The organism is Maribacter stanieri (assembly GCF_900112245.1).
GTDB classification, from domain to species: Bacteria; Bacteroidota; Bacteroidia; order Flavobacteriales; family Flavobacteriaceae; genus Maribacter; species Maribacter stanieri.
Genome location: NZ_FOYX01000005.1, coordinates 96591 through 111658 on the forward strand (window position 1 = coordinate 96591; position 15068 = coordinate 111658).

The 15068-nt window shown below is 34.6% G+C and carries 17 protein-coding genes; 8 read left to right on the top strand and 9 right to left on the bottom strand.

Annotated elements, in window-relative coordinates; translation table 11 throughout:
- Window positions 1-3: 3 nt before the first annotated feature.
- Window positions 4-615: a trimeric intracellular cation channel family protein gene (locus BM296_RS18350; RefSeq protein WP_091905483.1), complete on the top strand. Its 612-nt coding sequence runs from the start codon at window positions 4-6 to the stop codon at window positions 613-615.
- Window positions 616-634: 19 nt separating this feature from the next.
- On the opposite strand, the gene BM296_RS18355 is transcribed toward BM296_RS18350, so the two are convergent.
- Complete coding sequence (locus BM296_RS18355) at window positions 635-1354, bottom strand: peptidylprolyl isomerase (RefSeq protein ID WP_091905486.1); 720 nt, start codon at window positions 1352-1354, stop codon at window positions 635-637.
- Between BM296_RS18355 and BM296_RS18360 the strand changes: the two genes are divergently transcribed.
- Window positions 1353-1994: an NUDIX hydrolase gene (locus tag BM296_RS18360; protein ID WP_027067764.1), complete on the top strand. Its 642-nt coding sequence runs from the start codon at window positions 1353-1355 to the stop codon at window positions 1992-1994. The genes BM296_RS18355 and BM296_RS18360 overlap by 2 nt on opposite strands.
- A 26-nt stretch (window positions 1995-2020) precedes the next feature.
- A complete protein-coding gene (locus BM296_RS18365) occupies window positions 2021-2827 on the top strand; it encodes a lysophospholipid acyltransferase family protein (protein WP_027067763.1) in 807 nt (268 codons plus the stop codon).
- Here BM296_RS18365 and BM296_RS18370 read toward each other — a convergent pair.
- From BM296_RS18370 to BM296_RS18380, 3 genes are all read right to left on the bottom strand, one after another.
- A complete protein-coding gene (locus BM296_RS18370; RefSeq protein WP_091905490.1) occupies window positions 2824-3474 on the bottom strand; it encodes a DUF8845 family protein in 651 nt (216 codons plus the stop codon). The two genes, BM296_RS18365 and BM296_RS18370, sit on opposite strands and share 4 nt — an antisense overlap.
- Before the next feature lie 4 nt (window positions 3475-3478).
- Window positions 3479-3973 carry an RNA polymerase sigma factor gene (locus tag BM296_RS18375; protein ID WP_091905493.1) on the bottom strand — a complete coding sequence of 165 codons (495 nt, stop codon included), beginning with the start codon at window positions 3971-3973 and terminating at the stop codon, window positions 3479-3481.
- A gap of 124 nt (window positions 3974-4097) precedes the next feature.
- The gene (locus tag BM296_RS18380) at window positions 4098-5525 is read right to left on the bottom strand and encodes an amidohydrolase (RefSeq protein ID WP_091905497.1); all 1428 of its coding nucleotides are present in this window, start codon (window positions 5523-5525) and stop codon (window positions 4098-4100) included.
- A gap of 99 nt (window positions 5526-5624) precedes the next feature.
- Here BM296_RS18380 and BM296_RS18385 point away from each other — a divergent pair, with 99 nt between their 5' ends.
- Window positions 5625-6917 (top strand): NAD(P)/FAD-dependent oxidoreductase, encoded by a 1293-nt coding sequence (locus BM296_RS18385; RefSeq protein ID WP_036147192.1) that lies wholly within the window; start codon window positions 5625-5627, stop codon window positions 6915-6917.
- A gap of 135 nt (window positions 6918-7052) precedes the next feature.
- The gene (locus tag BM296_RS18390; RefSeq protein WP_143099102.1) at window positions 7053-7568 is read left to right on the top strand and encodes a hypothetical protein; all 516 of its coding nucleotides are present in this window, start codon (window positions 7053-7055) and stop codon (window positions 7566-7568) included.
- Here BM296_RS18390 and xerD read toward each other — a convergent pair.
- Window positions 7565-8467, bottom strand: a complete 903-nt coding sequence (gene xerD, locus BM296_RS18395) for a site-specific tyrosine recombinase XerD (RefSeq protein ID WP_091905503.1) — start codon at window positions 8465-8467, stop codon at window positions 7565-7567. The two genes, BM296_RS18390 and xerD, sit on opposite strands and share 4 nt — an antisense overlap.
- Before the next feature lie 210 nt (window positions 8468-8677).
- Between xerD and BM296_RS18400 the strand changes: the two genes are divergently transcribed.
- Together BM296_RS18400 and aroQ are read left to right on the top strand one after the other, a co-directional pair.
- On the top strand, window positions 8678-9196 hold the full coding sequence (locus BM296_RS18400; protein ID WP_091905595.1) for an outer membrane beta-barrel protein: 519 nt from the start codon (window positions 8678-8680) through the stop codon (window positions 9194-9196).
- 81 nt (window positions 9197-9277) lie between these two features.
- Window positions 9278-9694 carry a type II 3-dehydroquinate dehydratase gene (gene aroQ / locus BM296_RS18405; RefSeq protein ID WP_091905505.1) on the top strand — a complete coding sequence of 139 codons (417 nt, stop codon included), beginning with the start codon at window positions 9278-9280 and terminating at the stop codon, window positions 9692-9694.
- Between the two features lie 112 nt (window positions 9695-9806).
- Here aroQ and BM296_RS18410 read toward each other — a convergent pair whose 3' ends face one another.
- The 4 genes from BM296_RS18410 to BM296_RS18425 form a co-directional block, all read right to left on the bottom strand.
- Window positions 9807-10094 (bottom strand): DUF3817 domain-containing protein, encoded by a 288-nt coding sequence (locus BM296_RS18410; protein ID WP_027067754.1) that lies wholly within the window; start codon window positions 10092-10094, stop codon window positions 9807-9809.
- Window positions 10095-10115: 21 nt separating this feature from the next.
- Window positions 10116-11507, bottom strand: coding sequence for a dihydrolipoyl dehydrogenase (gene lpdA / locus BM296_RS18415; protein WP_091905508.1), 1392 nt, complete (start codon window positions 11505-11507; stop codon window positions 10116-10118).
- Between the two features lie 196 nt (window positions 11508-11703).
- A complete protein-coding gene (msrB, locus tag BM296_RS18420; RefSeq protein ID WP_027067752.1) occupies window positions 11704-12201 on the bottom strand; it encodes a peptide-methionine (R)-S-oxide reductase MsrB in 498 nt (165 codons plus the stop codon).
- A gap of 151 nt (window positions 12202-12352) precedes the next feature.
- A complete protein-coding gene (locus BM296_RS18425) occupies window positions 12353-12916 on the bottom strand; it encodes a collagen-like triple helix repeat-containing protein (protein ID WP_091905511.1) in 564 nt (187 codons plus the stop codon).
- 172 nt (window positions 12917-13088) lie between these two features.
- Here BM296_RS18425 and glgB point away from each other — a divergent pair, with 172 nt between their 5' ends.
- Window positions 13089-14984, top strand: a complete 1896-nt coding sequence (gene glgB / locus BM296_RS18430; RefSeq protein WP_091905598.1) for a 1,4-alpha-glucan branching protein GlgB — start codon at window positions 13089-13091, stop codon at window positions 14982-14984.
- Window positions 14985-15068 lie beyond the last annotated feature (84 nt).

Genomic DNA, 15068 nt, shown 5'->3' on the forward strand with positions numbered 1-15068 from the left:
ATAATGTTTTATTTCATCATTGATATTTTAGGAACCATTGCATTTGCAATATCCGGAGTTTTGGTTGCAATGGATAAAAGACTAGATGTATTTGGTGTGCTAATCATTGCATTTGTAACAGCAGTTGGTGGTGGTACTTTAAGAGATCTTTTAATAGGGATAAAACCTGTTGGATGGTTGAATGCACCAATGCATCTAATGATAATAGTAGTTACCGTATTATTGGCGATTATTTTTGTAAAGCAGTTAAAGTACGTTAGAAAATCGTTATTCCTGTTTGATACTATTGGTATAGGGTTATATACCATGGTAGGTATAGAAAAGGGTTTAGCTGCAGATTTGTCTCCGGTAATGTGTATCGCTTTAGGTACAATTACAGCGTGTTTTGGCGGCGTAATACGTGATATTTTATGTAATGAAATTCCGGTGATATTTAGAAAAGAAATTTATGCAACCGTATGTATTTTGGGCGGTTTGGTATACTTTCTTTTAATTCAATTCCCAATTGAAAACACAATTGCCTATTCTATGGCAATTGTAACCATAATAATCATGCGTGTATTGGCGGTACAATTTAAAATTTCGTTACCGAACATCTATCGGGAAATAACTTAATTCATCAGAAAGGCAAGAATTATTTAAGTACTTCCGCTTTTTCAATGTAAATATTTTGCAAAGGCCAATCTCCTTTTTCAACAGGCTGATTATTAATTTTGTCAACCACATCCATACCTTCAATAACTCTTCCAAATGGGGTGTATTCATTGTCTAAATGATAAGAGCCAGGATCGGTAACTACTATGAAAAACTCAAAAGGGGAGGCTAACATATGTGGGTTATCCATTTCGCTACTAGGCATAGAAATAGTACCTCTATGGTGTTTATGGCCTTTTCTAGTATCGGGTGGTAATAAATACCTGCCTATTTTTGTTCTTTTTTTACCAGTTCTTTCGTCATCAGAATTACCACCTTGAATTATAAAGTTTTTCACCACTCTATGAAATTGGGTATAATCGAAATATCCTTTTTCTGTTAAGTAGATGAAGTTAGCCCTGTGGTAGGGGACATTATCATACAACTCAACAATAAAGCTACCAAGGTTGGTAGTAATTTTTACTTTATTAGAAGTTAAAGTCTTTTCATAATTGAAAAAGAAATCGATGGCATTGTCTTCGTTAAGTTCAAAGGTTTCCTCTTGTTTTTCATCACCTACTTTATTTTCGGTAATTTTAGTTGAATCTATAACTACTTCTACTGTTGTAGTTGTATCATCAACTTTCTTAGAAGTATCTTTGCAGCTGGTTAAAGCGAGAATGGCAGCGCAGAAATATGAATAGTATTTAAGTAAACGCATGGATTTCAATTTTTTTGAACAACGAATATCAAAAATAAAGGATCTACCGCTACCGGGAGAGGCTTCGCAATATAAAATGGCTCCAGAAAGTCGGCTAGAAGATTTAAAACAAATCAATATTGCTAAGAAAAATCCACGGAAGGCAGCTGTTATGGCATTGTTTTATCCAACGGTAAATCAAAATACAAACTTATTGTTGATATTGCGTAAAACCTATAAAGGAATACACTCTAATCAAGTTGGTTTTCCGGGGGGGAAGGCAGAAAAGTCTGATGATGGATTATTGACCACCGCATTACGAGAAACACATGAAGAAGTAGGTGTACTACCTAATGATGTTACTTTGGTAAAAGAAATTTCAGAGATTTTTATACCACCAAGTAATTTTATGGTGCAACCATATATAGGTTTGTATAAAAACCCGAAACCATTTGTAAAACAAGATACTGAGGTAGAATTAATTTTAGAAGTGCCTATAGTGGACTTTTTAGATGAGAATAAAGTTATTTCTAAAAAATTAACGACATCATACGCGGAAGATATTGAAGTACCAGCCTTTGAATTAAACGGTTATATCGTTTGGGGAGCAACCGCAATGATGTTGAATGAGATTAAAGAGTTATTAAAGCAGGTGTTGTAAGGCATATTTAATTATTTTAGCATTCTATGGGATTATTTGATAAGAACCCTTTTGGGCATAATTTATATATTAAAAAGTGGCTAATTCGTATTTTGGCCTTATTGTCGCATCAGCGCTATAAGGGATTTAATACATTAGAAATTGAAGGTTCTGATATTATCAGAAATCTGCCAGACAGAAATGTGCTGTTTGTAAGCAATCACCAAACTTATTTTGCAGATGTAGTGGCTATGTTTCACGTATTCAATGCTAGTTTAAGTGGGCGAGAGGATTCCATTAAAAATTTAGGGTACATATGGCAACCTAAATTGAACATGTATTATGTTGCTGCAGCGGAAACGATGAGGAAAAGTCTGTTGACCAAAATAATGGCCTATGCAGGTTCTGTTAGTGTTGAAAGAACGTGGCGTTCTGAAGGTAAAGATGTTAAGCGTCAAGTGAAAATGAGCGATATATCTAGTATAGGTAAAGCCTTAAATGATGGTTGGGTAATTACGTTTCCCCAAGGAACAACCACGCCATGGAAACCTTTACGAAAAGGAACGGCGCATATAATCAAGAAGTACAAACCTGTAGTAGTACCAGTTGTTATAGATGGTTTTAGACGTTCTTTTGATAAAAAAGGGCTCCGTGTAAAGAAAAAAGGTATTCTTCAATCTATGGTTATTAAAGAACCATTACAGATAGATTATGATAATGAAACTTCTGAATCTATTATAGAAAAATTAGAGTATGCAATTGAACAACATCCTTCATTTTTAAAAGTGATTTCAAAAGCGGATCTCTTGGCATATGAAGAAGAGAATAAGCAGCGTAAATGGAAAAATTCTTAAACTGCTAAATGTCTTAGTTCACTATAATTCTGTTTTAATTTTCTAAGTAAAAGTCCGTAAAGTAGAAAGTATATTCCACCCATAGCTAAAGTTAGTATGACGCCGAAAATTCCAATGGAAAGCATTATAGTTACTTTTAGCTTTTCTTGTGATATGTTTTCTAGACTATCTTTTAATTCAGGAAAGGCAAGGGTGATATTATCGTTTAGGTAAACACCAATTATCATCATAATGATAGTAACCATTATCATTGATAAAGAAAAGATGACATAATGCTTTACTGTTTTTCTAGTTTTAATTATTTTCTTCATCAAGTTCTTAGAGTTATCTAAAACCGATATTTCCTTGAATCTTTTATAGAATTGAAATATAAAGTAGAACGCTACTAAATAGGTGAAACCAGATAAAAATAGCAGGTACTTCGATATTCCTATTTTATCATATATTTCCATTCCCTCGCGCATTGAAGGTAAAAGATATAATAGGTGAGGCACTGTAAATTCTAATATGCTTATTATGAGTATCCATTTAACAATAGAAGAAGATTTCTTCCAAATCATTTTATGTATCTCATCATAGCTTAGTTTAGGAACATCAAATTCCTTCTTCTGCCAGTCTCTCTTTAATAATTCCAGTTCATCCGTCATACGCTTATGGATTCAAAATGGTTCTTAATTTTGTTTTGATACGATTCATTTTCACTCTTGCATTTACCTCGGTAATACCTAAGGTTTCTGATATTTCAGCATAATTTTTATCCTCAAGATATAAAAATACTAAAGCCTTATCAACATCATTTAATTGCTTTACTGCTTTGTACATCAGTTTCAATTGCAATTCTTCGGTCTCATCATATACTTCGGCCTTAATTTTAAAAATTATAGACTCATAGTCGGCAGTATCAATTCTTCTTTTACGCTTTCTATACAATGTTATCGCAGTATTCAGTGCTACCCGATACATCCATGTACTAAACTTGGCTTCGCCCCTAAATTTTGGATATGCCTTCCACAATTGAATAGTGATTTCTTGAAAAAGGTCATTGTGAGAGTCACGGTCATTTGTATACAGGGTACACACCTTATGGACAATATTTTGATTGTCCTGTAACTCGGTCACAAATTTGTGTTCAAGGTCTTTATTCACTATTAGTTGGCTGTTCTTACGGTGTTAGTCTATGTTTGGTTTCATTTGTTACAATAAATCTGTAAATACGTAAAAAAAGTGCCAAGGTCAACTTGGCACTTTTCTATTTTATATTAATGCTAGACTATTTTCTATAATCCAAAGCAGGAGCTCTATCCCCTAGAAGTGGGATATATTTAAAATCTGCACCTCTCTTTTCTATGAACTCAGCTTTAGCAGTCTCAATCAATTTTTTATCCTTGAATAAGTCTATAGCTGTCATAGTTAATGTTTTCGCAGCAATCATCATTCCTTTATTACCAATTGAAGTACCACCTGCTGCAACAGCTTGCCAGCTATGAGCTGCAGTGCCAGGTACCCATGTAGCCGTGCTAAAACCTACAGTAGGTACAGTGAAACTTACATCTCCAACATCAGTAGAGCCAAAAGCTCTCGCTTCGGTTTTGTAAGGCTGTACATTTTTTGCAGTAGCAAGGTCCGCTTTTTCCTGACCTAAAGATTTTGCAATTTTATCTGCAAATGCTTTTTCTTCAGCAGTATATTCCATTCCACCTACTTCAGATAAGTTATCATGCATTACTTTTTGTAGGGTAAGATTTGGTAGTAACTCATGTGTACCACCAATCATTTCGTAATCCATTGTAGTGCCGGTACCTAAAGCAGCGCCTTCAGCGGCTTTTACCATACGGTCAAAAATATCTATTACAACATCACGTCTATTATGGCGAGCATAATAATATACTTCAGCAAAATCCGGCACAACATTAGGAGCTTTACCGCCGGCAGTAATTACGTAATGAATTCTAGCTTCTTGTGGTATATGCTCTCGCATCATATTTATCATCATGTTCATAGCTTCTACACCGTCTAAAGCAGAACGTCCTTTTTCTGGTGATGCGGCAGCATGTGCAGAAACACCATAAAATCTGAATTTGGCAGACTTGTTTGCCAAAGCGGCTCCGGCACTTGCAGCATTCTGTGCACCTGGGTGCCAATGTAGAGCAATATCAACATCATTGAACAAACCTTCACGAACCATAAATACCTTACCAGAACCACCTTCCTCAGCAGGTGTACCGTAAAAACGAATAGTACCTTTAGATTTATTGGCTTCTAGCCATTCTTTAGTTGAAATTGCGGCAGCTGTAGAGGCTGTACCAAATAAATGATGACCACATGCATGACCGGCAGCAGCACCTGCAGATTCTTTTTCTGCAACCGCTTTCTGAGATAAACCAGGTAAAGCATCATATTCACCCATAATTGCAATTACAGGACTTCCACTACCATATTCGGCAATGAATGCTGTTGGTATACCGGCAACACCTTTTTTAATGGTAAACCCAGCATCTTGTAAGGTCTTTTGTAACAAACCGGAGCTTTGTTCTTCTTGGTATCCCATTTCTGCGAATTCCCAAATATTTTGAGCTATATTTCCGTAATCGGCACTTTTTTGATCTAATTTTTTAATAATATCTTTTTCGCTCTTTTGAGCATTCATCGAAAAAATGGAAGTACTTAGTACTGCCAATAAAATAAGGGTTTTACGCATTTTGGTGTTTGTTTGAGTTAGAGCTTAAAGATACTAAAAACACATTATTATTTTAAAGTGGAAGTCCATTTGTTTAATTTTGCATTTAAGTACTATACTATGAACATACCACTTTCAAGCTATCCTAGAATTGTAATTATAGGTGGTGGTTTTGGCGGAGTTTCTCTAGCTAAAAAATTAAGTAAAAAAGAAGTGCAAGTCGTTCTTATAGATAAGAACAATTACCATACTTTTCAGCCTTTATTATATCAAGTATCTACAGGTGGTCTTGAACCAGATTCCATTGCATACCCATTGCGTAAGGTGTTAATCGGATACGATAATTTTTATTTCCGTTTAGCGGAAGTGGAGAACATTGATACTGCTGGTAAAAAGTTAAATACTAACATTGGTGATATAACTTATGACTATTTAGTTGTTGCCACAGGTTCAGAGACAAACTTTTTTGGTAATGAGGAGATAGAAAAGAATGCAATGTCGATGAAGTCGATACCGCAATCTTTAAATCTTCGAAGTTTAATATTAGAAAATTTTGAACAGGCACTTCTTACAGATGATTATCATGAACGAGATGCTCTAATGAATTTTGTGATTGTTGGTGGTGGTCCAACAGGGGTAGAGCTTGCTGGTGCTTTAGCTGAAATTAAAAAAGGAATACTTCCAAAAGATTATCCTGATTTGGATACTAGAAGAGCACAGATAAATATTGTGCAAGGTGGCGATTGCTTATTGCCGGGCTTTAGTGCGCAGGCCTCAAAAAAAGCAGAGGACTTTTTAGAGAAATTAGGGGTACAAGTTTGGAAAGGTGTTCGTGTTACGGGTTACAATGGTAAAACCGTTACTACTAAAACAGATTTGAAATTCGATTCCGCAGCAGTAGTTTGGGCTGCTGGTGTAAAAGGTGCAATTATTCCAGGTTTAGAAGGTGAAGGCGTTGCCGCTGGTGGTAATAGAATAAACGTAAATGAGTTTAATCAGGTAATTGGTCATCCAGAAATATTCGCTATTGGAGATATTGCTTGTATGGCTACAGTAGATAATCCCCGAGGACATCCTATGGTTGCACAACCCGCAATTCAACAAGGAAAGTTATTAGGAGAAAACTTAATTAAGCTAGTAGAGCATAAAGCTATGAAGCCTTTTATCTATAACGATAAAGGTAGTATGGCTACTATTGGTAGAAATAAGGCTGTTTGCGATATTAACAAATTCAGGTTTCAAGGGGTTTTTGCCTGGTTTGTTTGGATGTTCGTTCATTTATTTTTTCTTATAGGTTTTAGAAACAGAATGGTAGTTTTTATCAATTGGGTATACAACTACATTAGGTTTGATAGAGAAGCTAGATTGATTATCCGTCCGTTTAAAAGAGATTACAGTCAATTTAAAGATTAGTCAACTTAATAAGTGGTTTAATTCGTAATAGTTTAAATACTTGGCAGTTAAAGTTTTGCTAAGTGTTTCGTTGGCTCTGTTTTTTAAAATATCTTTTGTAGGAATTTATTTTCAATTACTTAAGATATCCAACCTATGAAAGTATTTATGAGTAGTTTTCTATTCTTGTTTGTCATAGTATCTAAAGGGCAAGTAAAAGAAAATCCACCAGTATCAAATTTACCTTCGTCATTAATTGGATTGTCAATAACTGGACATGCTTACCCTGATTCTGCACTTGGTGATGTTCATAAGTCTTTTATGGTGCGATACGGAGTTTCAAAATCGCTACAATTAGAACTTCAAGGTTTTTATGACACGTACATATTGAGTGAAAGGTTCAGATCTAGTGTATTGGCTAAAGTGTATTTGAATGAACGGTTATATCTATTTGGTGGGATAGAAGCAGAAATAGCTACAGAAAATGCAGGTGTTGGTCAAACACCATATCGTATTGGTTTTGTTACTGGATTAGGGTATGATGTCGATCCTAATTTAATGATTGAGTTGAAGGCTAATATTCAAATGAATAACCCGAGTATGGGTGCATTTGGTGAAAAGCACGTAGTAATGCCCGCTGCACTTACATTAGGTAGTAAGTGGAAATTTTAATGACTCTTTCTAGGGTGATAGGTGTTCATGACTTCAGCTAAATGCGAGCGATCTACATGCATGTATATTTCTGTTGTGGTTATACTTTCGTGTCCTAACATTTGCTGAATGGAACGTAAATCGGCTCCGTTTTCTAGTAAATGCGTAGCAAAAGAATGCCTGAATGTATGCGGGCTTATATTTTTCTGTAACCCTATAGTTACAGCCAGATTTTTCACAATAGTAAAAATCATAGCCCTAGTAAGTTGTTTTCCTCGTCTGTTGAGAAAAAGGATATCTTGAAAGCCTTCTTGAATATTTAGGTGAACTCTTATTTCATTTCTATAAATATTAATATACTTTTTATTTACAGGGCTTATAGGAACAAAACGTTGCTTATCTCCTTTACCGGTAACTTTAATAAAATCTTCTTCAAAAAATAAATCAGATATTTTTAAGCCAATAAGTTCAGACACTCTTAATCCGCAGCCATATAACGTCTCAAGTATAGCTCTATTTCTCTCCCCTTCGGCAGAGCTTAAATCAATACCTTGTATTAAATTATCAATTTCGTTCTCAGATAAAGTGTCGGGTAATTTCCTGCCTAATTTAGGTGATTCTATTAAATCTAAAGGATTGTCTTTTCGGTAATCTTCAAAAATAAGATAGTTAAAGAAACTTTTAAGTCCCGATATAATTCGTGCTTGAGATCGGGGGTTAATCACTTTTGCAATTTCATAGATAAATTGTTGAACTGTGTCTTTATCAATAAGAATAGGAGTAACGTTAATATCATGGGTTTCAAGAAAAGAAATTAGCTTTTCAATATCCATAGTATAGCTCTGAATAGAGTTTTTTGATAAACCGCGTTCAAGCTTTAAGTAAGTGGTGTAATCTTTCAGCGCATGTTTCCATTTCATGGTTTAAAGATAAAGAATACATTAATTCAGCAGTCTATAAAGTATAGTCTATAGCCATGTAAAATTGTATCATATAGCGTAAATTCTCTAAATTTAATATTTTATAACCTACCTAATTGTATGATGTACAACTACTTTTATGGTGTTCACAACAAAGATGCCTGTAAGCTTACTCTTACCTTTATTTTTGTTAGAATAAACCAATCAACCATGAATAAGTATTTTATTTTACTATTAGCCTTATGTCTTTCAGCCGAAATTTTCGCTCAAGAAGGATTTAAATTCGGGATACAAGCAGGAATACCTTTAGATGATTATAATGAAGCGGTAAGTGTTGTACTTGGAGCGGATTTCTCATACATGTATCCGTTAGGTGAAGTAGTAGATGTAGGGCCTGCTGTAGGTTATATTCATGGTTTTGCAGAAACCTTTCAAACAACGATTATTAGAGAAGAACAAGAAGCTGTTCAGTTTTTGCCATTATCTGCAGGCGTTCGTTTTTGGACATCAAATTATTTTTCATTTGGTGGTAATATAGGTTATGCTATGGGTATTAGTGACGGTAATGAAGGTGGTCTATATTATAGACCTACAATTGCTTATTTAATGAGTTCAAGTGTTGAGGTTAATTTATCCTATACTGGTATTGATGTTGAAGAAACTACATGGTCTACGGTGACCTTAGGAATTGTCTATAATTTTGAGCCTAAATATAGAACACGTCGCTAGTGAAATAATTTAGCTAAGCAAGTTTAATTTACTTCTTGTATTTCTAATTCATTGTACGGCAACATTCATTATTTTTGATGTATGAAGATTATCATAATTAATGGTCCCAACTTAAATCTTTTGGGAAAAAGGGAACCAGATGTATACGGAGCTGAAACTTTTGAAGATTACTTCTCAAAGCTACAATTCAAATTTAAAAACGTTGAATTAGAGTATTTTCAATCTAATATAGAAGGGGAGCTTATTTCTAAAATTCAGGAAAAGGGTTTTAGCTATGATGGTATTGTTTTAAATGCTGCGGCATATACGCATACATCTGTAGGTATTGGAGATGCTGTAAAAGCAGTAGAAACTCCCGTTATAGAGGTGCACATATCAAATACTCACAAGCGTGAAGAATTTAGGCATGTGTCTTATATTTCACCAGCTGCAAGTGGTGTAATACTAGGCTTTGGTCTTAAAAGTTATGATTTGGCCATTGAGAGCTTTTTGGTTTAGAACGTAAAACCTTTACGTTATTCAAAGCACTCTTTTTCAAATAATATAAAATATGTAGCTATTTTTTTGATGGTAGTGTGTATAAACTAACTACCGTAACTGAAGAATCACCTTAATCGGCTTTTTCAGTTCTTAAGTATTTTTCTTCTACATAAAAAGTTGCGAAGGGTAGAAGTGATGCTATCCCAAATATAAATACTTTTTTAAAGCTCCATTTGTGTTTGAAACCTACGATTAGAGTAAGTGCAATAAAGGCAATAAAAAGCGCACCATGTGCATAACCTACCCATTTATTGGGTTCAGGTATTTCTGCCCAATATTTTAAAGGCATGGTTATCCCGAACAACGCCAAATAGGAGATTCCTTCTAAAATTGCCGTTGCTCGAAATAATTTTAACATGTTATATAAAATTGTAATTAATTATAAATGAATAACCTCGTCATATGCTGCTGCAACTGCTTCCATAACAGCTTCGCTCATAGTTGGGTGTGGGTGAATTGTTTTAAGTACTTCATGCCCCGTGGTTTCTAATTTGCGACCAAGAACAGCTTCAGCAATCATATCTGTAACACCTGCGCCGATCATATGGCAACCTAACCATTCACCGTACTTAGCATCAAAAATAACTTTTACGAATCCGTCAGAAGCACCAGAAGCTTTTGCTTTACCACTAGCAGAGAATGGGAATTTCCCTACTTTAATATCAATACCTTTTTCTCTTGCTTGTTTTTCGGTTAAACCAACAGAAGCAATTTCAGGAGAACAATATGTACAGCCAGGTATGTTACCATAATCTAATGGCTCTACATGCATTTCTGCTAACTTTTCAACACATAAAATACCTTCTGCAGATGCAACATGTGCAAGAGCCGGGCCTGGTGTAACATCACCAATAGCATAGTAGCCAGGTATATTTGTTTGGTAATAATCGTTAACCAAAATTTTATCACGATCGGTAGCGATACCTACATCTTCTAAACCTATATTTTCAATGTTGGTTTTGATACCTACAGCAGATAATACGATATCAGCTTCTAAAACTTGTTCGCCTTTAGCGGTTTTTACGGTTGCTTTTACACCATCACCAGATGTATCAACAGAAGTAACTTCTGCAGAAGTCATAATCTTAACGCCCGCTTTTTTGAAACTTCTTTCTAATTGCTTAGAAATATCTTCGTCTTCAACAGGTACTATGTTTGGTAAATATTCAACAACGGTAACTTCAGTTCCCATTGAATTGTAGAAGTAAGCGAATTCAATACCTATTGCACCACTACCAACAACAATCATTTTTTTAGGTTGCTTATCTAAGGTCATTGCCTCTCTGTAACCTATTATTTTTTTGCCATCTTGTGGTAAGCTTGGTAATTCACGACTTCTAGCCCCAGTTGCAATAATGATATTATTTGCACTGTATTCAGTAGTAGTACCATCTTCAGCCTTAACTGAAACTTTCTTGCCAGCTTTTAAAGTTCCGTAGCCTTTAATAACTTCAATTTTATTCTTCTTCATTAGAAACTGAACACCTTTGCTCATTCCTTCGGCAACGCCACGACTTCTTTTTACTACAGTATCAAAATCCTTATCGGCACCATTAACTGTTAAACCGTAGTCTTCTGCATGCTTTAAGTATTCAAATACTTGTGCAGATTTCAATAAGGCTTTAGTAGGTATACAACCCCAATTTAAGCAAACGCCTCCTAAACTTTCTTTTTCAATAACGGCAGTCTTAAAGCCTAATTGTGCAGCCCTAATAGCGGTAACATATCCACCAGGACCACTACCTAAAACAATAATATCGAAAGTGCTCATATTTTGATTTTTTGTAGTTTGAATTGAGGTGCAAAAATACAAAACCTAATTGAAATTGATTGTAGGTTTTTAAAATATGACCTTTAATAAGAAATTGTGATATTTTGAAAAGTATCTAGATGACCGATTATGAAACTATTAGAAAAAAACAAGAGGTCTATTTAGACCTCTTGTTTTTTAAAATGCTAACATGGATTTATTCCGCAGGAACAAAATCTAAAGCAACACCGTTTATACAATGCCTTAAACCAGTAGGATTAGGACCGTCTTCAAAAACGTGGCCTAAATGACCGCCACATGTAGCACAGTGTTCTTCTGTTCTCTTGTAACCGATTTTATAATCAACATCATACGCTACATTACCTTTAATTTCTTCATAAAAGCTAGGCCATCCGGTACCAGAGTCAAACTTAGTATAGCTTTTAAAAAGAGGAGTTGCACATGCTGCGCAAACATAAGTACCTTTTTCTTTGTTCTTTAAAAGTTCGCTCGTAAAAGGGTTTTCTGTAGCAGCTTCACGCAGTACATAATATTGAGAATCGGTTAACTCTTTTTTCCATTCGCTATTTGTCTTTTGAACGGCAAATTCTTTTTTCTGGCTGGGTTTAGTTTCCTTAGCCATTTCTTTTTCTTGTGAAGTACCCTTGCAACTAACAAAAAGTACTAAAAGTGCAATTGCTATTTTAAATTTCATTTTTCAATTTTTTATTTCTGTCGATAAAATTATGTGTTCCTTTCAATGTACTGTATTTACGTAACTTTTAGGTTAAGGTTTTAAATAATATAAATAAAAAAAGTCTTTGATTAATAATCAAAGACTTTAAATAGGTTAACTACATGGGGTGTTAATCTAATGTTACTTTTTGAATGCTTTCTTCAGATACACCTAAATGTGCCATTACAGAATTAATGTTAGAAGTGTCTAATTTTCCAGTTGTAGATTCTGCTGGTAAAACAGCAATTCTAAAAACTTGATTATCTGTATCGCCTGCTGGTAAAGTGGCAAGGTCAAAATCTGACTCCAAGAAAATATTTACATCAAAAAAAGTATAATCATAATTATATTGAAGAAGCCCTTGATCTATAATTCTTGTCTGTGGCATTAGTCTCCATATGTCTACAGATTCACCATTTCCATCTTCGGTTACATCCCAAAGCATGTACACTAATACAACATCGGTTTCAAAAACCTCTATACTTTGTGGAAACTCATAAAAGATAGAATAATCATTGTCTATTGTAAAAGTTCCTTCAATATCAACAACCTGTCCTAATATATTAATTCCATCTGCACCATCTTGTCCTGGGGCGCCGTCAAATCCATCAAACCCAGCGGGTCCCTGTGGTCCTTCACATGATATAAAAAATATAGTAATTAGTGCTCCTAAAAATAAATTCAGTTTTTTCATAATGTTATAATTATTCGGTTTGAGATTAAATCTTGATTGTATGTTTCAAAAAGCGTTCCATTTTTGGTTTTTAGATATTTAAATCGGATATTAACTGCTATATTTTCAACAAAAATGAATTGAAGTCGACCGTCTTTAAAAGATGATTAGCTTTACCAAAATAACCTTTTATATGCCTAACGTAATAGTTCACTCATTATTCACTGATTTTGATATCAATCTTTTTAAGGGAGGTAAGCATTATCGACTCTATGAAAAACTGGGTTCGCATTTAGTTGAAGTGGATGGCGTAAAAGGAACTTATTTTGCCGTTTGGGCTCCATCTGCGAAAACAGTTTCTGTTGTAGGTAATTTTAATTCTTGGGATGTTCAAGAGCATCAACTAAATGTTCGCTGGGATTCTAGTGGTATTTGGGAAGGCTTTATTCCTAATATTGGAAAAGGTGAAATCTATAAGTATAAGATACAATCTAACAATAATGATATTTGGACAGAAAAAGCAGATCCTTTTGCTAAATATTGCGAACATCCACCAAATACAGCATCTATTATATGGACTTCTGAGCATGATTGGAAGGATGACGCTTGGATGGGTTATCGAAAAGACAAAAACGGTTTAGATAAACCTTACTCCGTTTATGAGGTGCATTTAGGTTCATGGAAGAAAAATGCGGAGAATAAATTTTTAACCTACAAAGAGTTTGCAATAGACCTAGTTGATTATGTGAAGGAAATGGGGTATACCCATGTAGAATTCATGCCAATTATGGAGTATCCTTATGATCCGTCTTGGGGATATCAATTAACAGGATATTTTGCGCCTACATCAAGGTTTGGATCACCAGAAGATTTTAAAATGTTGGTAGATACTTTTCATCAAAATGACATTGGTGTAATTTTAGATTGGGTACCATCTCATTTTCCAGAAGATGCTCACGGACTTGGTTTCTTTGATGGTTCTAATTTATATGAACACCCAGATAGAAGAAAAGGCTACCATACAGATTGGAAGAGTCTCATTTTTAATTATGGAAGAAATGAAGTTAGGGCATTCTTAATAAGCAATGCTATCTTTTGGTTGGATCAATTTCATGTAGATGGTTTACGAGTAGATGCGGTTGCATCTATGTTGTATTTAGATTACTCTAGAGAAGAAGGGGAGTGGGAGCCAAATATATATGGTAATAATGAAAATTTAGAGGCAATATCTTTTATTAGAGAATTGAATGAGGCGGTGTATACCAATTTTGATGGTGTACAGACAATTGCCGAAGAATCCACTGCTTTTTCTGGAGTATCTAAACCTGTAGCACATGGCGGGTTAGGCTTTGGAATGAAATGGATGATGGGCTGGATGCATGATACGTTACAGTTTTTTCAAAAAGAACCAATATATAGAAAGCATCATCAGAATGATTTAACCTTCAGTATGACCTATGCTTTTACAGAGAACTTTATGTTGCCGTTTTCCCATGATGAGGTGGTTTACGGAAAGCAGTCATTAGTATATAGAATGCCAGGTGATGAATGGCAGCGATTTGCAAATTTGAGGTTGTTATTCGGGTACATGTTTACCCACCCAGGAACTAATTTAATGTTCATGGGCGGCGAATTTGGACAAACTGCAGAGTGGAATTTTGAAACAAGTTTAGACTGGCATTTATTGCAATATGATGGTCATAAAGGCATACAAGATTTTGTAAAAGATCTAAATCATTTGTACAAAGGGTCTCCTGCGTTATATGAAAAGCAGTTTAGTCCAGAAGGTTTTCAATGGATAGATTATAGTGATCATGAAAATTCTGTATTGTGCTATGTTCGTAAAGGGCATGATATTAAAAACGATTTAATTATAGCATGTAATTTTACACCTATACCCAGAGAAAATTATAGAATAGGTAATCCTAAAAAAGGAAAACTTAAAGAGGTTTTAAATAGTGATAACGCCAAGTATGGTGGAGGCGGCAATGTGAATAATAAAATAAAGAGCTCTACCAAGCCTTTTCACGGACATGAGAAGTCGATTGAAATAACGATTCCGCCTTTAGGAATTGTGATACTGAAATAACTTGTAATAAATAGGTCTTCGTTTAGACCACTATAAGGTATTTCTGTAGTACTATTAATTTGATATTTTTTAATTCATAAGTTA